The 18731-nt window shown below is 69.6% G+C and carries 18 protein-coding genes; 15 read left to right on the top strand and 3 right to left on the bottom strand.

Annotated elements, in window-relative coordinates:
- The first annotated feature begins 11 nt into the window (after nt 1-11).
- Nucleotides 12-215, top strand: a complete 204-nt coding sequence (locus tag KF823_01510; protein ID MBX3724581.1) for a hypothetical protein — start codon at nt 12-14, stop codon at nt 213-215.
- Here KF823_01510 and KF823_01505 read toward each other — a convergent pair.
- The gene (locus KF823_01505; GenBank protein ID MBX3724580.1) at nt 173-796 is read right to left on the bottom strand and encodes a DNA-3-methyladenine glycosylase; all 624 of its coding nucleotides are present in this window, start codon (nt 794-796) and stop codon (nt 173-175) included. The genes KF823_01510 and KF823_01505 overlap by 43 nt on opposite strands.
- Nucleotides 797-941: 145 nt before the next feature.
- Here KF823_01505 and KF823_01500 point away from each other — a divergent pair, with 145 nt between their 5' ends.
- The 12 genes from KF823_01500 to KF823_01445 all read left to right on the top strand — a co-directional run bounded on the left by KF823_01500 (nt 942) and on the right by KF823_01445 (nt 14717).
- Nucleotides 942-1118: a hypothetical protein gene (locus tag KF823_01500; GenBank protein ID MBX3724579.1), complete on the top strand. Its 177-nt coding sequence runs from the start codon at nt 942-944 to the stop codon at nt 1116-1118.
- A gap of 209 nt (nt 1119-1327) precedes the next feature.
- Entirely contained in the window at nt 1328-2992 is a 1665-nt protein-coding gene (locus tag KF823_01495) for an AbgT family transporter (GenBank protein ID MBX3724578.1), read from the top strand.
- 89 nt (nt 2993-3081) lie between these two features.
- On the top strand, nt 3082-3360 hold the full coding sequence (locus tag KF823_01490; GenBank protein MBX3724577.1) for a hypothetical protein: 279 nt from the start codon (nt 3082-3084) through the stop codon (nt 3358-3360).
- A 127-nt stretch (nt 3361-3487) separates the two neighbouring features.
- Complete coding sequence (locus KF823_01485; GenBank protein MBX3724576.1) at nt 3488-4669, top strand: hypothetical protein; 1182 nt, start codon at nt 3488-3490, stop codon at nt 4667-4669.
- A 97-nt stretch (nt 4670-4766) separates the two neighbouring features.
- A complete protein-coding gene (locus tag KF823_01480; protein ID MBX3724575.1) occupies nt 4767-6677 on the top strand; it encodes a winged helix-turn-helix transcriptional regulator in 1911 nt (636 codons plus the stop codon).
- 112 nt (nt 6678-6789) lie between these two features.
- Entirely contained in the window at nt 6790-7872 is a 1083-nt protein-coding gene (locus KF823_01475) for a hypothetical protein (protein ID MBX3724574.1), read from the top strand.
- 67 nt (nt 7873-7939) lie between these two features.
- Nucleotides 7940-8218, top strand: coding sequence for a hypothetical protein (locus KF823_01470; protein MBX3724573.1), 279 nt, complete (start codon nt 7940-7942; stop codon nt 8216-8218).
- Nucleotides 8219-8239: 21 nt separating this feature from the next.
- Nucleotides 8240-8677, top strand: a complete 438-nt coding sequence (locus KF823_01465; GenBank protein ID MBX3724572.1) for a hypothetical protein — start codon at nt 8240-8242, stop codon at nt 8675-8677.
- Nucleotides 8678-8796: 119 nt separating this feature from the next.
- Complete coding sequence (locus KF823_01460) at nt 8797-10881, top strand: S9 family peptidase (GenBank protein MBX3724571.1); 2085 nt, start codon at nt 8797-8799, stop codon at nt 10879-10881.
- Nucleotides 10882-11014: 133 nt separating this feature from the next.
- On the top strand, nt 11015-11587 hold the full coding sequence (locus KF823_01455; GenBank protein MBX3724570.1) for a sigma-70 family RNA polymerase sigma factor: 573 nt from the start codon (nt 11015-11017) through the stop codon (nt 11585-11587).
- 17 nt (nt 11588-11604) lie between these two features.
- Complete coding sequence (locus KF823_01450; protein ID MBX3724569.1) at nt 11605-14181, top strand: serine/threonine protein kinase; 2577 nt, start codon at nt 11605-11607, stop codon at nt 14179-14181.
- Nucleotides 14182-14273: 92 nt separating this feature from the next.
- Complete coding sequence (locus KF823_01445) at nt 14274-14717, top strand: hypothetical protein (protein ID MBX3724568.1); 444 nt, start codon at nt 14274-14276, stop codon at nt 14715-14717.
- Between the two features lie 106 nt (nt 14718-14823).
- On the opposite strand, the gene KF823_01440 is transcribed toward KF823_01445, so the two are convergent.
- Both KF823_01440 and KF823_01435 read right to left on the bottom strand, forming a co-directional pair.
- Entirely contained in the window at nt 14824-15390 is a 567-nt protein-coding gene (locus KF823_01440) for a hypothetical protein (GenBank protein ID MBX3724567.1), read from the bottom strand.
- A gap of 412 nt (nt 15391-15802) precedes the next feature.
- Entirely contained in the window at nt 15803-16873 is a 1071-nt protein-coding gene (locus KF823_01435) for a TraB/GumN family protein (protein MBX3724566.1), read from the bottom strand.
- A 234-nt stretch (nt 16874-17107) separates the two neighbouring features.
- On the opposite strand from KF823_01435, the gene KF823_01430 reads away from it, so the two are divergent.
- Complete coding sequence (locus KF823_01430; GenBank protein MBX3724565.1) at nt 17108-17767, top strand: energy transducer TonB; 660 nt, start codon at nt 17108-17110, stop codon at nt 17765-17767.
- 169 nt (nt 17768-17936) lie between these two features.
- Entirely contained in the window at nt 17937-18410 is a 474-nt protein-coding gene (locus KF823_01425) for a hypothetical protein (GenBank protein MBX3724564.1), read from the top strand.
- Nucleotides 18411-18731: the final 321 nt, after the last annotated feature.

The raw sequence follows: 18731 nt of genomic DNA, 5'->3' as shown, positions 1-18731 counted from the left end.
CGACGTACGCCATGAACAGCTTCGATCCCCGCTTCGACCCGCCTGCCCAGGACGCAAACGAACGGCGCCTGGCGCCCTCGCCGCGACCCTCCGGCTATCGCGACTCCCTCCGCCCGCGCCGTTCGCCCGGCAGCGGTTATGGCCGCAGCAGCGGCTGGGCGAAACGCCACCGCTACGCCGAACACGGGGGCGACGACCTGCTTCGCCTGGGCTGACGCGACCGGCAAGGCTCGTCCGGCACCGACCAGCGCCACTGCTTTTCGGTGCCTCGGCTGATGCCGATCCTGGGCGTCGTCTCCGGGTCGGTTGGCGGCGGGGTTCCATCGTCCAGCAGGCGATAGGGTCCGTCGCCAAGCAGATCCAGGCCGTCGTGGCGCCGGTCGATTGCCATCGCCCGCGCCAGCCGTCCCGGTCCACGACACAGGTCCAGGTCGCGCAGGCAGCCTGGCCGGGCGGCGCGCATCGCCGTCAGGCCGGCCAGCGGACGCAATGCCCGGATCAGCACGCCGTGGCCCGGGCCGCTGCAGACCACGTTCGCGCAATGGTGGATGCCGTGGCTCAGATACACGTAGAGATGGCCGGCCGGCCCGAACATGCTGGCGTTGCGCGCCGTCGCACCCCGGTAGGAATGGGCCGCGGGATCCTCCGCGCCCGCATAGGCCTCGACCTCGACGATGCGCCCGATGCGGCCATCGGCGCCCGCCAGCAGCAGGTTGAGCAATCTGGGTGCGACCTGGGCGGCATGGGGCTCAAGCAGGCTGCGGGCCACCGGCGCCGCGTCGATGGCGGGTTCCATGCGGCAAGCTGAACGCCGGGAGCCTGTCCGGCACCTGAACGGCACCCGCGGCGCCCTCCGATCGTGACCTCCGGCCCATGCGTGCTGGCGATGGGGTGCTCTAGTCTGGCAACACACCAGAACACAACGCCCCAAGGAGGGCATCATGAGCCGCAGCAACGACAACCTCCGCATCCCGACCCCCGCCCCGACCCGTCCGGAACGCGCACTCGTCCGTTATGCGCCCCGTCGCACCGGCACCGGCTACGGCCGCAGCAGCGGCTGGGCAAGTGATCGCCAGTACGCGGCGAATGCCCATCGTGAACTGATGAGCGTGCGTTGACCCGCCGGCGCTGCCGAACCCCTGCTTCAACGGCTGCCGCTCGAGAGCCACGGGAGTTGCCGGCCACCCGGTGCACGCCGGGTGACCGGATTCCCTGGGCTGGTGACTTTCCGGAGCAAAGCGCCTTCTCAAGCGAAAGCTGAACGGTGGCCGGGGGCGCACGCCTGCCGGAGGGTTAGCATCTCCGGGTCCATCCCGGTGAGGCGAACATGACCCAGGAACCGGCGCGGCCACCCGTGCCCCCTGCCCTGCCGTCCGGCGAGACCAGCCGGGATCCGCAAGCCGGCCAGGCCGAGGGCGCCCGCCCGACGCCGTGGACCACCCGCCTGCTTGACGCGGTGGAGTGGGCCGGCAACCTGCTTCCCCACCCGGTCACGCTGTTCGCCCTGCTGGCGGTCTTCATCGTCCTGCTCAGCGGCCTGCTGGCGGCCCTGGGCGTCGCCGTCGAGGACCCCCGCCCCGAGGGCGCCGCGGGCCGCGCCGCCGATGGAACCATCGCCGTGGTCAGCCTGCTTGATGGCGAGGGACTGCGGCGGATCGTCACCGGCCTGGTCACCAACTTCACCCAGTTCGTACCTCTGGGCACCGTGCTCGTGGCCATGCTCGGCGTCGGCGTCGCCGAGCGCTCAGGCTTGCTGACGGCCGCCATCCGTGCCCTGGTGCTGCGCGCACCCCGCAGCCTGGTCACCGCCGTGGTGGTGTTCGCCGGCGTGCTGTCCAACACCGCCTCGGAAATGGGTTATGTCGTGCTGGTTCCGCTTGCGGCTGCGATCTTCCATGCCCTTGGCCGCCACCCCCTGGCGGGACTGGCTGCGGCGTTCGCCGGTGTCTCCGGCGGCTACAGCGCCAACCTGCTCATCGGCACCGTGGACCCCCTGCTGGCCGGCATCACCCAGGAAGCAGCGCGGCTGATCGACCCGGGCTACGAGGTGCACGCAGCAGTCAACTGGTACTTCATGATCACCAGCACCTTCCTGATCACTGTGCTGGGCACCTTCGTCACCGTGCGCATCGTCGAGCCCAAGCTCGGACCCTATGACGCCGGACTGATGAGCGCCGAGGGTCCGCCCGAGGTCAGCATGGCGCCCCTCACGCCGCGGGAGCGACGCGGCCTGCGCAACGCCGGGTTCGCGGCGTTGGCAGTGGCGGCGCTGATCGCCCTGCTGACCGTGCCCACCTGGGGCGCCCTGCGCGAACCGGGTGTCGAGGACACGCTGGGTTCGTTGCGGCCGTTCCTGACCGGGATCGTCGCCCTGGTGTTCGTGTTCTTCGCCGTGCCCGGCTTCGTCTACGGCCGCACGGTCGGCAGCCTCCGCAGCGACCGCGACGTCATCGATGCGATGGCGGCCTCGATGTCGACCCTTGGCCTGTACATCGTGCTGGTCTTCTTCGCCGCCCAATTCGTGGCCTTTTTCAACTGGACCCAGATCGGCCAGGTGCTTGCGGTGGTCGGCGCCGATACCCTTCGCGGCATCGGCCTGACCGGCCCGCTGGTGTTCATGCTGTTCATCCCGATGTGCGCGCTGGTCAACCTGTCGCTGGGCTCGGCATCGGCACAATGGGCGGTGACCGCACCGATCTTCGTGCCGATGCTGATGCTGGTCGGCTACAGCCCCGAACTGGTCCAGGCCGCATACCGCATCGGCGATTCGGTCAGCAACCTGATCACCCCGATGATGAGCTACTTCGGCCTGATCATGGCGTTCGCGGCGCGCTACGTGCGCAACCTGGGCATCGGCACCCTGATCGCCATGATGCTGCCCTACAGCGTGGTGTTCGCGCTGGGGTGGACCGCCCTGTTCTACCTGTACGTGTTCGGCCTGGGACTGCCGGTCGGCCCGGGCGCGCCCACCTACTACCCGGCGCCGCCCTGACGCGGGCCTGAAGCCACCGGCGATCCGGCGGCAATGGTTGCGCCTTCGGCCACTACGATGAACTGCCTCATCCCACCGGGAGAACCGCCATGAACCGCCTGTCCCCGCCCCTGCCGGGCAACCGACTGTCCCGGTGGCTGGCCGGCGCGGCCGCGGTGTTCGGCCTGGCCGTCTCGGCGGTGCTCGGTGCCTTCGTCTTCCTCGCTCTGCTCGGCCTTGCGCTGGTGGCGATGCTGGTGATCGCAGCGCGCCTTGCCTTGCTCAGGCGGCGGTTGCGGCGTTCGTCCGGCGCGGCTCCCGGACGGACCCCGGGCGGCGTGGTGGCCGATGCCGAGTACGTGGTCGTGGAGCGCCATACGCGGTACTGACAGCACCCGTCGCAACGCCCCGCCTCTGCATGCTCGCCGGTATCGGGGTACCCTCCGACTGCGCGTCGCCTGGACCGGGCGCTGCCCGACGCCTGCACGACGCGCCCATCGAAGCCTGGGAGGGCGCATGGCGAAGCAGAGGACCCAGGCCGGCTCGCGCATTGGGCAAGCCATCCGGGCGCTGGAACCGTTCCGGCGCGATCCGGTGCTCCGCTGGTTCCTGCGGCAGGACGCCTGGGTGACGCCGGTGTTCTTCCTCGGCTTCTACGGTCTGCTCGCGCTGGCGACCCTGGCCGATGGGACGTTCTGGTCGATCCCAGAGCCACCAGGCCGGTATCCATCACAGGCCCAGCTGGTTCCGTTCGTTCGGGAATACTTCGGGCCGGTGTTCCTGCTGCTCTGGTTTCCGGCGATCGTGCTCTACGCCCGCCTGCTGAATGCCCGCATCCGTCACACCGTGCAGTTCCTGTACGAGCGCGGCATCCTCACCGACGAGGTGGAGCCCCCGGAAGCCTATGTCGCGGCGTGGCAGAAACGCTTCGACAGCGCCTGGGCCTGGTTCGGCTCCGTGCTTTTCATGGCCTGGTTCCTGGCGTTCTGGATCGCCGCCCGCCTAGGCGGCCTGGACGGCAACCTCGGGATCGTGGTGCACGCATCGTCCCGGGATGCGGTGTTCGGCTTCGCGTGGATACTCGCTTTGTCCGTGCTTGGCTCGCACCTGTTCATGTCAGTGCTTTGGCGCGGCGCGGTCAGCGCCAGCCAGATCCACCGCACCTTCACCAAGGAGCGCGCGCAGCCGATCCGCCTCAAACCTCTGCATCCGGACAATTGCTGCGGCCTGCGTTTCGTGGGCGACTTCACCCTGCTCAACAGCGGCTACATCGCGTTCTTTCCCCTATTCCTGACCCTGCTGGTCTGGTTCTATCCCCGATTCCTCGACAATGCGCTTACCGGCTGGCTGCTGGTCTATGCCGGTGCCGCCTTCTATCTGGTTGTGGCCACCTTCGCCTTCCTCGGTCCCACCTACAGCGCCCACCTGCGCATGTACGCCGAGCGCGAGCGCATGCTCGGCTTCCTCAACGACCACTTTTTCCAGCGCTACGACGAGGTCTTCGACAAGTTGCACGAGATCAAGACCGATCCCGCCAAAGTCGAGGAAAAGATCCGCCTTCTCAACAATATCCGCGAATACTACCGGGAGGTGGGTCGACGCGCGGTGTGGCCGTTCAACCTCCGCGTGGTGTCGGAATTCGCCGGCGTGGTCGCCGCCCCCCTGCTGTTGCTGTTCCTCGAGCGGCTGCGCGGCTGATCCGGGACCGGCCGCGCCATCCCGCGGTGCCTCGTCCGGTCTTTCCCCGGGTGCCCCGGCGTTGCTATCGTCCCGGCTGAACGCAGGGGGAGAACGCGTGGCCGAACTGGACAGTCCGTTGCCAAGGGCCGGCGCCCCCGGCGTGCGCCTGCCCGGCATCGAGCTCGACCTGGAGGGCCACCGGCTGCTGGTCGACGGCCGGCAGCGCGCCTGTTCGCAGCGGGCCATGGCCCTGCTCGCCCTGCTCCACCAGCGTCCCGGCCGCGTGTGGCCTCGTGGGGAACTGCTGGACGCACTCTGGCCCGGCGGCCAGGTGGTCGCCGACGAGGCGCTGAGCCAGCTGGTGTTCCGTCTGCGCGCCGCCCTCGGCCCGCGCGGCGACTGCATCGTCACGGTGCGCGGCGTTGGGGTACGCCTGGACGCGACGAGCGAGCTGGTGCCCGCCCGGGAACCGGTGCCCGATCCCCCGCCGGCTCACGCCGACGGGGAGCCGCGTGTCGTCGCCGCAAGAGACCCCGCGCCGGCGCCGCCGGCTCTCGACGCGGTCTCCATCGGCCTCCCCGCGCCTGCCGCTGCGAGCGGCCGGAAGCCGGGCTCGCCGGCCATGCGGACGGTGCTGCCGCTTGTGCTGGTCCTTGCCCTGATCGTGCTCGTGCTCGCGGCCGCGCTCCTTCGGCACTGGCGGGCCGGCAGCGCAACCGACACCCGCTGGATGGACCTTGGCCTGGGTGTCCAGACGAGCGACTTGGGTGACGTCCCTGCGGAAGTGAAGCTCCTGGTCGCGGAAGCCTTCGAACAGGAGCGTCAGGGCGACCGTGCCCGGGCCCGCGCCCTCATGGAGGCTGCGCACGGCAGCTCGGAATCGCCCTTGCCGGCGCTGATCCTGGTGTTGTGGACGCTTAGCATCGACGATGGCAGCCAGGGCCAGGAATGGCTCGCCCGGGCCACGCAACGGGAGCGTGGCGGCAATGCCTACCTGCTGCTGCTGGAGAACTATGTCCGCGCCGAATCGGAAGGGCGGCCTCTGGAGACCATCCGCCACGCAGGCGCCCTGCTCGACCTGAGGCCGCAGGCCTGGTTCCTGCGCCTGGCGCGCGCGCACCTCTACGGGTCCAAGGGACTGCGCGAGCTGGCCCTCGAGGAACTGCGGGGCATCACGGCGGACGACCTGCGCCACCCGAGGCTGGCGATGGCGATCGCCGACCTAGCCGCCTACGGCGACATTGCAGCCGCCCGGGCAAGGCTGGCCAGCCATGACGCCGCAATGGACACGCCCGAGCTGGCGCTGGCCCGGGCCCGGATCGACTGGACCGACGGCAACCTGGTGGGTGCGCGTGCCGGACTGGTCCGGGCAGCGCAGCTTGGACGCAGCCTGGGGCGCCTGGATGTGCACGACCGGGGGCTGGCCTATGCTGGCCTGCTGGATCTGATCGACGACCGTCCAGGCGATGCGCTCCCGCTCCTGGAGCGTTCGCGGGCCGGCGCACGGGACCGTCGTGCCACCGGCCTCGAGCTCGATCTGACCCTGCTGCTGGCCCACGGCCATGCCGCACTGGGACATTCGGGCGATCTTCGCCTCGAGATGGAGCACGCCATCCGACTGGCCCGCAGTCAGCCGTCGGACAGCATGGCCGACTTCGTCCGGCTGGTGGCGTTGCGACTGACGCCGGACCTCGATTCCGCGGATGCCCCCGACAGCGAGGAGCCAGGCGCCACCAGCCTTATCGACGCCCGCCGCGCCCTTGCGCGGGGAGACGCCGACCTGGCCCGGATCCAGGTCGACAGAGCGGTCGCGCAGGGCAGCCTCGAGGCGCGCCTCGCGGAAGAGACCCGTCTGCTGAGGGTCGAACTGGGCCTGCCCGCGCCTGCCGGACCGCCCCTGCACCCGCCGCATCCGCCGCTGACCCGCTTTGTGGTGCAGCACCTGGCCGATGGCTGGCGAGAACCCGCCACGGCGGTCACCAGCGAGCCCTTGGCGAGTCCCGTCGGGCAGGCCCCAGGCCACTGACTTAAAAGAAAAAAATGTGCCGGCAACGCAGCCGTCAGGCACGCCAGCGCGGTCGGCGTCACTGTCGGGTCCGGCGGTGCCACCCCGGCGTCGATGCCCTGGAATTCACGAGATGTCCAAGATCCTGCCTGCCGGTGCTGTCCGGACGGTCCTTCCGCTGCTTCTTGTTCTTGTCCTGTCCGCGACCCCGCCAGTGGCCCGCGCTGCCGTGTTCTGCGCCAACAATGCGACCGAGCTTCGCAACGTCCTGGCGCTGGTTGGCAGCAATGGCGAATCCGACGAGGTACGCATCCGCAACGTGCGCATGCCGACCAGCTGGGCGATGGGGCCGCTCTCGACCTATGCGGCGGTGTTGAGCGACGGCAAGAATCTGGTCATCTCCGGTGGCTGGCGCGACAACCTGTGCAACGCCCAGGATCCCGACGCCAGCCGGACCGTGCTGCTGCCGGCCCCGGGTCGCGGCATTCTGCGGATCGACACGCCGGATGATCCGGCCCAACCCCGCCCGGTGGTGACCATCACCAACCTCACGCTGACCGGCGCCGATGAAATGGGTGGCCACGGCTGCGCACTGAACCTGCACGGGCGCCACCATGCCCGGATGGTGCGCACCCGGGTGATCGACAACCAGTGCGACAGCGCCGTGGTGCTCAGCGTGCGCGGCGGCGATATCGACCTGCTGGGCAATCTCATCGCCTGGAACAGCACCATCGCCTCGGTGGTCCGTTCCTACCAGGACGCCGGCGCCCACGTCGGCAAGGCCGTCATCGCCGGCAACACGCTGACCGGCAACCAGGCCGGCACGCCCTGGGTCGTGCATTTCCCGGGCAACGCCGCCACGGTGAAATGGATAGAGAACAACGTCGTGTGGGGAAATGCGCTGGCCGGCGGGTCGCCGGGCAACCGGGAGATCGAGCTCAGTGGCGCCATCCAGGCGCGGGTGCGCCACAACCTCAGCGCCGAAGGTCATGGGCTGCTGGGGACGGGACAGGGCAACCTTGCCGCCCATGCCGGTTTCGTGGACCCGGGTTACCCGCTGCCTGGCGCGGCTTCGCCGCTGCGCAACGCCGGGCTGTCATCGCCGCATTCCGGGCTGCCGCCCTACGACCTGGCCGGCGTGCCGCGCGTCGTCGAAGGCCAGGTGGACATCGGTGCCTACGAGTTCGAGAGCATCTTCAGCCACGGCATGGAATGACGGCCCTTCCGGCCGCCAACCGATCCGTCCCTCCGTCCCGCCACCCCGTCCAACCAAGGAGAAGTCCATGAACCTGTCAAGTCGCGCCGTGCTCCTCGCCGTCGCCGTCTGCATGACCCTGCTGGTCCCCTTGCGGGCCCCGCACGCCCAGCCGGCCGGCGACGCCATCCGGCAGACCCTCGAGCAAGCGCGCGAGGCCGGCAACCGGAGCGTCACCGTGCATGTGCAGGGCGCCAGCCTTGCCTTGCTGGTGACCGCCATCGAAGGCGATCAGGTGGTCGGCCGCAGCGCCCAGCATGGGCGTATCGTGGTGCGGATCGACCGTATCGACGCCGTGTCCTTCTGACCCCGAACCCTGGAGCCGACCATGTCGCCCGAGGACATCGAACGCGTACGTTCCAGCTTCGCGGTGTTGCAGGGCGGTTCCGGTGACACCGCCGCCCTGTTCTACCGCCACCTGTTCGACCTGGCGCCGCAGGCCAGACCCCTGTTTCCCGAAGACATGGAAGCGCAGGGCGAGAAACTCATGTCGATGCTGGCGGCCATCGTATCGGCGCTCGACCGACCCGATGAACTGCACGCCCTGTTCGCCGACATGGGGCGGCGCCACGTCGGCTACGGCGCGCAGGAGTCGCACTACGACGCGGTCGGGGCCGCGCTGTTGCGCAGCCTCCATGATGCCCTTGGGCCAGCCTGGTCGCCCGGGGTGGAGGACGCCTGGGCGCAGGTCTACGGGGCGATGGCCGAGGCGATGATCGAGGGCGCCAGCCGGACTGCCGGTGCACCTGCGCCGGAACGCCACTGAGCGGGCCGGCCAGAAAACGAGCGGCGCCAGGCTGCGGCCATGACCTCTGGCAAGGGTTCGCGGGGCGGCCCGGGGAGTAGGATCGGGGTCCTGTTTTCGCCATGAGGAGCCCGGCAATGATCCTGCGTCCCATCCTGGCAAGCCTGCTGGCGCTTGCGGCAGTCGCCTGCAGCCGGGAGCCAGCCCCTGCGCCGCCGGGCGAACCCGCGCAGGCGCGAGCGCCGACCCGCCTCGAAGAGGTGCCACTGATCCCGCGCGAAACCCTGTTCGGCAACCCCGAGCGTGCCAACGTCCAGATCAGCCCTGATGGCAGGTACCTGAGCTGGATCGCGCCGGTCGATGGCGTACTGAACGTCTGGGTCGCCCCGGCCGACGATGTCGCCGCCAGCCGCGCCGTCACCAGCGACACGGCACGTGGCATCCGGCAGTACTTCTGGTCCTACCGCCCCGACACACTGCTCTACCTGCGCGACAGCGGCGGCGATGAGGACTTTCACCTGTATGCGGTCGACCTGGTCCGCGGCACCAGCCGCGACCTGACGCCGTTCGAGAGCACGCGGGCGGTGGTGTACGAAGTCAGCCACCTGCACCCGGACCAGATCCTGGTCGGCATGAACGACCGCGACCGCCAGTGGCACGACCTGTACCGGGTCGACCTGGCCAGCGGCGAACGTTCGCTGGTGCAACGCAACAGCGAGCGAATCGCCGGCTACCTGACCGGCCCGGACTTCCGGGTCCGTCTTGCCACGCGCTCGCGCGAGGATGGCGGCACCGACGTGCTCGAGCCCACCGAGGACGGCGGCTGGAAGGTGCGCGAGAGCATCGGCTTCGACGACTACCTGACCACCGGCTACCTGAGCGTCACCACGGACGGCGCCAGCGTCTACCTGCGCGAATCCCGGGACAGGAACACTGTGGCGCTGTACGAGGTCGACCTCGCCAGCGGCGAGCGGACCCTGGTGTTCGAGGACCCCCGGGCCGACGTGTCCGACGCACTGGTCCATCCGCAGACCGGGCGGGCGCAGGCAGTTGCCGCCAACTACCTGCGCAACGAGTGGACCGTGCTGGACCAGGAGATCGCCACCGACATGGAACGGCTGCGCGCCCTTGGCGCCGGCGAGGCGTCCGTTTCGGCCCGCACGCTGGACGATTCGGTCTGGATCGTCGCTTATGCCGCTGCCGAGGAGCCGTCCACCTACTACCGCTACGACCGTGCCGGCGACGGGACGATCACCCGCCTGTTCAGTGCCCGCCCGGCGCTTGACGGCAAGCCCTTGGTGCCCATGTGGCCGGTCGAAATCCCCAGTCGCGATGGCCTGACCCTGGTTAGCTACCTGACCCTCCCGGCTTTCGCGGATCCCGATCGCGACGGCCACCCTGCCGCGCCGGTACCCCTGGTGCTGCTGGTCCATGGCGGGCCCTGGGCCCGCGATCAGTACGGCTATTCGAGCTATCCGCAGTGGTTGGCCAATCGCGGTTACGCCGTGCTCCAGGTCAACTACCGCGGGTCCACCGGCTTCGGCAAGGACTTCGTCAACCACAGCAACCATGAGTGGGCGGGCGCCATGCACGACGACCTGGTCGACGCGGTGCAATGGGCCGTCGACCGCGGCGTGACCCGCGCCGACCAGGTGGCGATCATGGGCGGCAGCTATGGCGGCTACGCCACCCTGGTCGGTCTGACCTTCACCCCGGAGACCTTCCGGTGCGGGGTGGACATCGTCGGGCCGTCCAACCTGGTCACCCTGTTCGAGTCGTTCCCGGCCTACTGGGCCAGCTTCATGGAACAGTGGTACCGCCGGGTCGGCGACCCGCGCACCGAGGAAGGCCGGGCGTTGCTGATGGAACGCTCGCCGATCAGCCACGTCGATCGGATCCAGCGCCCATTGCTGATCGCCCAGGGCGCCAACGACCCGCGGGTGGTCAAGGCGGAGAGCGACCAGATCGTCGAGGCCATGCAGGCACGCGGCATCCCTGTCACCTACGTCCTGTTCCCCGACGAGGGTCATGGCTTCGCCCGGCCGGAAAACAGCAAGGCGTTCACGGCGGTCGCCGAGGGCTTTCTGGCGGTCTGCCTGGCAGGCCGTGCCGAGCCGATCGGTTCCGACTTCGACGGCTCCAGCATCACGGTTCCCGTGGGGGCCGATGGCGTCCCCGAGCTGGCGACTGCCCTGGCGGGGCACGAACAGGCGGTCCGCAACTGATCCGGTCGAGGGGGGGGCACACACGTGCCGCCCCCCGGGGGGCTGGTTCCGCCACGAAAGTTCACGAATCCGGGCTGTCACCGACACGCCCGGCCACCTGTAGCATGCGGGTCTTGGAACGGGACCACCGACGATGGACGCTGACGTCACCGACCTGCTGCATGCCTGGAAGCGTGGCGACCGCAGTGTCGAGAACTCCCTGATCGAGCGCATCTATCCGGTGCTGCACGACATGGCCCGCGCCCAGCTGTTCCGAAGCGGCGGACCGGCGACCCTGCGCGCGACCGAACTCGCCCACGAGGCGTATGAACGGCTGCACAGGCAGCAGCGGGTGGATTGGCAGGACCGCAACCATTTCTTCGCGATCGCCGCGACGGTGATCCGCCGGGTCCTGGTCGACCATGTCCGGCAGCGCCACAGCGCCAAGCGCGGGGGCGGCACGGTGGTGGTCGCACTGGACGAGCAGCTGTCGGGCGAATTGCCGACCCAACGGGACGGCGTCGACTGGCTGGCGCTGGACCAGGCCCTCGACGGCCTCGAGCGCATGGATGCCGAGTGCGCCCGGGTGGTCGAGCTGCGCGTCTTCTCCGGCCTTACCGTCGACGAGGTGGCGGAAGTGCTCGGCTCGTCCAGCGCCACGGTCGGCCGTCAGTGGCGGTTCGCACGGGCGTGGCTGGGCCGACAACTGGACTTTTCGACCCACTGAGCGCGGTTCGACCGGCCATGGCGGAGGCACGCGCGAAGCGGCTCCAGGACCTGTTCCACCTCGCTGCCGGGTTGCCCGCGGACGAGCAGGTGCCTGCCCTGATCCGCGCCTGCCCGGACGATCCGGACCTGCTCGCCGAGGTGCTGGCTCTGCTCGAAGTGGGCCGGGGGGGTGCCAGCCCGCTGGGCGAAACCGGCCTGCAGGCGCTTTCCGAGGGCGCCCTTGCCCTGCTGCCCGTGGCACTTTCTGCCGAAGGGGGGCGGGTCGGTCCCTGGCAGATCGAGGCGGTTCTGGGGCGCGGCGGCATGGGCCAGGTCTACCGCGCGGTGCGGGCCGAGGTGCCGCAGGCGCCGCCGGTCGCCCTGAAGCTGGTGCGTGGCGACCGTCTGCAGCCGGCCGTGCTCGAGCGCTTTTCGACCGAACGTCGCCTCCTCGCCCATCTCGACCACCCGGGCATCTGCGGTTTCATCGATGCCGGACGCCTCGCCGATGGGACGCCCTGGGTCGCCATGGAACTGATCGACGGCGAGCCCCTGCTGGACTGGTGCGACCGGCGCAGTCTCGGGATCGAGGAGCGGCTGCGGCTTCTGCGCCGGATCCTGTCGGCGGTGGCGCATGCCCATGGCCGCCTGGTGGTGCATCGGGACCTCAAACCCGGCAATGTCCTGGTGACCGCCAGCGGGCAGCCCAAGCTGCTCGACTTCGGGATCGGCAAGTCGCTTGCCCCTGCGGACGACACCCACACCGCGACCACCGAGCGGTTCCTGACGCCCGGCCACGCCGCGCCCGAACAGCTCAGGGGCGAGCCCACCGGCGTCGCCTGCGATGTCTATGCCCTGGGCGCACTGGCCTATGAACTCCTGACCGGCCAGCCGGTGTTCGTCACCTCGGGGTTGCGCCCGGGAGAAATCGAACGACTGCTGCTCGAGGTGCCACCGCAGCCGCCCAGCCAGCGCGCCGGAAGCGCGCAGATCGCCGCTGCCCGAGCACTTCCAGGGCCTGCGGCGCTGGCCAGGCGCCTTGCCGGCGACCTCGACACGATCATTCTGCGCTGTCTTCGGAAACGCCCTGAAGATCGCTACGCGAGCGTCGCCGAACTCGACGCGGACATCGAGCGGCACCTCGACCGCCGCCCCATCCAAGCCCGCCGGGGTGAGCGCGCCTACCGGATCGGCCGTTTCGTCGCGCGAAACCGCGTTGCCGTGTCGCTCGGCGCCGCTCTGGCCCTCGCGGTTATTGCGGGCACCCTGGCAACGGCAATGCAGACCTTCGAACTGGCACGTCAACGCAACGCCGCCGTCCTGGAGCGGGATCGTGCGGAGGCCGTCGTCGAGGTCCTGCGCGGCGCCTTCCTTGCCGCCGATCCGGCGCGCGTCGCCGGTGCCGACATGCGCGTCCGGCAGGTGCTGGACGCCGCCCTGCCCCGTCTGGAAGCGGTGGCGGAAAGCCAGCCGGCCCTGTTCGTCAAGCTCGCCGACACCCTGGCTGGTGTCGAATTCGACCTGTCCTCCGATTCGCGCGCCGCCGCCCTGGCGCAGCGCGCACTCGCCCTGGTCGACCGGACGGACGCCGATTTCGCGACGATCACCCGCCTGCGCCTGGTGGCGGCGCGGGCGCTCATGAACCTCGGTGACGTCGAGACCGCCGACGCCCTCCTGCAGCAACAGGCACTGGAGGGTGGCGGCGAGTCGCCGGAGTGGTCGGTGGCGCAAGCATGGCTCGAAACGCGCACGGGTCGATATCTCCTGGCGGAGGAGCGATTGCGAAACGTGTTGCAGACGGTTGCCGACGCCGGTCCGGACAACGAGCTGGCCACCGAGGCGCGTTGGCGGATCGCCGACCTGTATCGCCTGATGCGACGATTCGAGGAAATGCTGGCCGAACTTGATGGGACTCTGGCTTGGCAACTCAGCACACTTGCCGATGACCATCCACGGGTCGCCCGCACCCAGCTCAGGCGAATGAATGCCATGGCGGCTGCCGGTCGCGGTGAACAGGCGTTGGCTGACCTGGCACCGGTGATGGAGCGGTTGATCGTTAGTTACGGCGACGACAGTGCCATGGCCGCCCTGGCCCGGACCGCCCTGGGCGAGACCCACTTCCACCTCGGCCAGTACCAGGAGGCGGTAGACCTGTACCAGCGCGCCTGGACAGCCTGGAAGGATGTGCTCGGTGAAGGACATCGCAACACGCTTCGCGCAGGCTACAACCTTGCCCTCTACACAATGAAGCTACCCGATGGCGACGCGCGAGCCGAACCGATCCTGCGCGAGGTGCTGCGATCCGGGGAGCAGCACCAGGAGCCGGGCGATATCAGTGTCTGCCTGTTCCGCTCGATCCTCGCAGACCTGCTGCTGCGCCACGAGCGCTCGCTGGAAGCGCTGGACCTGGTCGCCAGCCCGGGCGCGGCCGCCTGTCCGGAGATTGGCAACCTCTCGAACGTGAGACGGCAGATGGATGTTTCCGAACGCGCCATGGCTGCGGCGGGCTGCCATGGAGCTGCACCACCCCTGGCCTGTGGTCGGGCCGGGGCCATCCGAGAGAAGGCGCTCGACTATCTGGCCCGGCGGGAGGCCGAGCGGTCAGAAAACTGATCGAAGCTGATCGGGAGAGCTGCCGGTTTCCGAGTTAGACAGTCGTCGGACGTGGGGGACGCCCGGCTGACCACCCCTACTCGGAGTACCGCATGTCCATTTCCACCTTGATCTCCCGCCTCGCCCTCTCGACCTCGGCCCTGGCGTCCGCCAGCGCCATGGCCAGTCCGTCCTGCTCCATCGTGTCCTGCGACACGGGCGACACCTACGCAATCCAGATCGGTCAGAGCGGCGAGGATTGCGATTTCGAGCTGCATCGCTGCACCTCCTCCCGGGTGTCCCCACCGGAAGTCCGGCTCGAATGCCATCTGGATGCTGGAAGCTACTACTGTGAGGCTTGGCCCCAGGGCGATAACCTCGGCTACGCATGGATTGCGACTGGCGGGCTGATGTTGCCCGACCCCACCGCCGCAACCTCGCCACACCAGATCGTCACCTGCGTGGCTGGCCAGGATGGCGACCATGTCCTGGCAGTCGAAGTCGTCTCGCCGTTCGGACTAGCCGCCAGCGCACAGATCAGCCTTTCCTGCCCTTGAACCCTGCCCACCGGACAAGTGCAGGAGACGAACGGCCCGGACCACGACCAGGCAGGCCGGCCCCGTCCGCAGTCGGCAGGCGCCATGCGCGCCTGTCGACCTGCCCTTACTCGCCCGGGTCGGCGACCGCGTGGAGGAAGGCGGCGATGTCGGCACGATCGCGCGCGCTGAGCCGGGTCAGCGGGGCGCCGGTCCCGGACGGCGGATGGTGACGATGGCTTTCGCCGAAGGCGTCCAGTTGCCGTCGCAGGTAGCCTGGATGCTGCCCGGCGATTCGCGGCAGGTCGCCCTCGCCAAGGAAGGCCGGACCATGACAGGCCTCGCAGGCCAGCTGTCCGATCCGGACCCGGCCCCGTTCCACTGCCGCGTCCTCGACACGGATCCGCAAGTCCGGCCACGACCTCGATGAGAGCTCGTCGGCCAGCGCCGCCAGGTCGGGCTCCGACATGCCGGCGACCAGGGCGGACATCGGGAAGCTGTCGCGGTGACGTTCCTGGAAGCGCCTGAGCTGGTTCAGCAGGTAACCACGGCTCTGGCCCTCGATGATCGGAATCTGCAGACGGACCCGGGTGGGGCGATGGCAGTCGAGGCAGCCTTCGTCGATATCCGGAAAATCGGCGGCCGCAGCCAGTGGAAGCAGGCACAGCACCAACAGCAGGTTCCGTGGGTGCATCGGCAACTCCCCCCGAGCGCGCGGCTTCGCCGCGGATACATCCGGATTCTAGTCCGGATCATTCGCAAGTCCGCTACTGCGGCCGAGGATCTCGGGGCCGTGGACGGCCCGGTCTGTTCCCGCGGCTGCACAGCCGTCCTGCCACGGTGCGCCGCCCGCATCACGATGGGGTCTGGATGGCCCGCCGTGCGCGCTCCTGGACCGTCCGGGCTGGCCGACCCGCTGATCCGGGCGGGTGCGGACAGGGCGTCGCGCGCCTGGCAGCCGATGGAAGGAGCCGAACGTCCTGGCAGTTCCGCCGGTCGCCGTTACGACGCCCGTCCGGCCCGGCGACCGGCAACTGCGCCTCTGACCCATTCGCGCCTTCGCGCGCACGTCCACGCCCGCAGGCAGTGGCCGTTGCCTGTTGCTGTCACTCCGGTTGCATGTCGGTCTCCACCGGATCCCCGGCCGCCCGCTCCTCGTCGGGCGACTCGACGAGGTAGCCGCGCGCCGCCAGCGTGGCCAGCACGCCGTCGTCACCGAGCAGGAACTCGATAGGCATGATGCCGAAGCTGCTGACGTGGGTGGACAGGGCGGAGTCCACGGTATCCAGCCAGGCAGTGCGCAGCCGACCGGGCAGGTCTTCCATGCCCAGTTCGGCAGCCACCGTCGATTGCAGTACCGCATCGATGCAGGCCCGTCCCACCTCCACGCCGGCCAGCGCCTTCAGGCGTTGCAGGTCACCGACCGCCCAGGCATTGGCGCGCTCGCGCATCTTGTCGAGATCCTGCTCCAGCCTGGCCATGAGCAGGTCGAGGCAGTTGGTGTCGTCCAGCGCGGTCCTCGAGAAGCGGCGCAGCAACTCCCTCGGGTCGTCGATCCGGATCTTGACCGACGGCCGCTCCACCGGAACGTCGTGCCTGCGTGCGGCGCGGACGACAACCGGCCCCACGACGCCGCCGGCACGCAAGCCTTCGCCCTTTATGGCCTCGGCGTACAGCCGGTCGCCAGCGAACAGCGGGCGCCATCGCTCTGCGCTGCGGTTGTTCGGCATGTGCCTGGCCTTGAGCGCCTGCCAACGCGCGTACAGGGGCGCTGGCAACAGGTCGGAAAGCAGCACGCCCTCCGGATTGTTCCTGGCCTTGAGCAACGACGGCAGCAGGAACAGCCCACGAACCCGTCCCATGCCGCTGTCGAAGTTCATCGTGGGCGGAAAGATCACCACCTGGGAAAGCGCGATGCGACCCTCCACCTCGTCCGACATCCAGCGCATCCGCCGCGGCAGGGGCGACACGGTGCCGAGCAACCAAAGGCTGTGGTCGCCGTTGCGGACCCGCCAGAGACCAGGACCAGGCTGGTCGCCGGTCACCAGTACGGTGGCCAGTACCGTTTCTCCGTCGTCGGCTGCGGTATCGGATGTCCAGGCGGGTGCGGTCGGCACCAGGCCCACCAGGGCCCAAGTGATCGCCAGCAAAGTGCGTCGGACTGTCTGGAGGGGCATCGGGTTCGCGGCTGCGCAGCGGGTGGGGCGCGGAGCATAGCTGCGCGCCGACGGACGCCGAGTGAAGTTTTCGTTGCAGGCCACAACCCGATGGCGTGGCTGATCCCGGACCGCGGGAAAAAGCTGACTGCAGGCCCAATGACAGGATCGGAGGGGATGGGCAGTGGGTCCGCGCGGGCGTAAGAGTCGGACCAGGACCCATGGGCAGGGACGCCATCCGAAGGGAGCATCGCCATGAGCATCCGCACTCTCGTGTCCGAACCGATCCGCTGGCCCCGCGTCGGCGCCATGTCGGCCGCCCTCAACCTGCACGTCGTCGCAGCCGGACTGCTGGTGCTCGCGGCCACGGTTCCCCCTTCGGCCAACCCGATCCCGGCAACGCCGCCGACCTTGCAGGTGGAGATCGTCGAGCCGCCACCGATCGAGGCACCTGTGGTGCCCGCCCTCGAAGCGGTGCTGGAACCGCCACCCATGCACACGCCGCAGTTGCGCAGGGATCGAGCGAGTCCTGCCGCCAGCCAGGTCGTCGCGCCCCGCCTGCCGGTGGCCCACACCGACCTGCCACCCGCTCCGATCCCGCTGAGCGGGGCCGAGCCGGGCGCTGCGGTCACGGCGGCACCTGCCGACCGCGGCGTCACGGTGGTTCGCACCCGCCAGCCGCACTATTCGGTGGTTGCCCGCAACCGGGGCATGCAGGGCGAAGCCGTGCTTCGCGTCCTGGTCGGCGACGATGGCCAGGTGCGCACCATCGAGGTGCTGTCCAGCAGCGGCCATCGGGAACTCGACCAGGCGGCGCTGCTCGCTGTGCGCGCGTGGCGATTCTCGGCCGCCATCGAGCAGGGTCGACCCGTGGCGGCCTGGGTCCAGGTGCCGGTCTCGTTCCGCCTGCACTGAGCGGCCCCGACCCGGGGCGCGTCCCCGCCGGTCCTGTCTGGCGCCACGCGCGCCAGCTTCGGCCGGGGGGCACCCGGGCGTGGCCAGCGTCTTCGGAGGGCCGTGTCTGGCAGTCCAGCGGCACCGGCTGCGTTGCTAACGGCGTTGACCCCACCCACCGGAGCCGCCCATGCCTCGCACGCACCTGCTGTCCATCGCCCTTCTGTCCGCCCTCGTGCTGTCCGCCTGCGGCGGCAGCGGGGCACCAAGCTTCCCGAGCGACTACGCCGACCGCCTGCAAGCCGCCTGGGACAGCGCCGGTCGCGGCGAGAACCCGACCCATGGCTGCAGCGTGGTCGTCGGGCTCGCCGTCGGCCGTGCGGGCAGCGCTCCCGCCGCCCGGTCGGACGCGGCCCAGGCATTCCAGGTCTGCTACGTGGATGTATCCGCCCGCTACGTCGAGGCGCGCCTGGCGGCTTCCCCCGGTGAGGAAAGCTGCGCCAACCTCGCCGGCCACATCATGATCGCCCGCATGTCCCTGGGCGGATTCGCGGGCGAGGTCGGCCTGGACCGCGCCCAGCTCGACCGACAGCTCGCCGACCGCATCGGCGCACGGATACGCCAGAATTGCCCGCAGTCGGCGGACAGCATCCTGGGGTCCTGAGCAAGCGGACTTTCCGCTCCCTCGATCCGTCGGGAAACGACCGTCCTGGTTCTCCTGACCAGGACCTTTCGTGAGGATGGGTAGCGAGGCCGTCGAGATTGCGCCAAGGAGCAGACAGTGAACCGTTGAACGGCCATGGCGGCGTCCACCCTGCGTCGAACCGGTCAACGGCAGCGGACCACGCCACGGCGCGAGGTTCAGTGGCCCCAGTAGCGGTCCAATGACGCTTCCGCGCCGGGACAGGTTCCCGGCGGTTCGCCAGCACGTGCAAGTGACTCGCCGAGCGCACCCCTGGCCGCAACCGGCAGGCAGTTTTCCGAT

This window comes from Lysobacterales bacterium, assembly GCA_019634735.1.
Classification (GTDB): domain Bacteria; phylum Pseudomonadota; class Gammaproteobacteria; order Xanthomonadales; family UBA2363; genus Pseudofulvimonas.
Note: the sequence above shows the minus strand (reverse complement) of the source record. Positions and strands in the feature narration are given on the sequence as shown.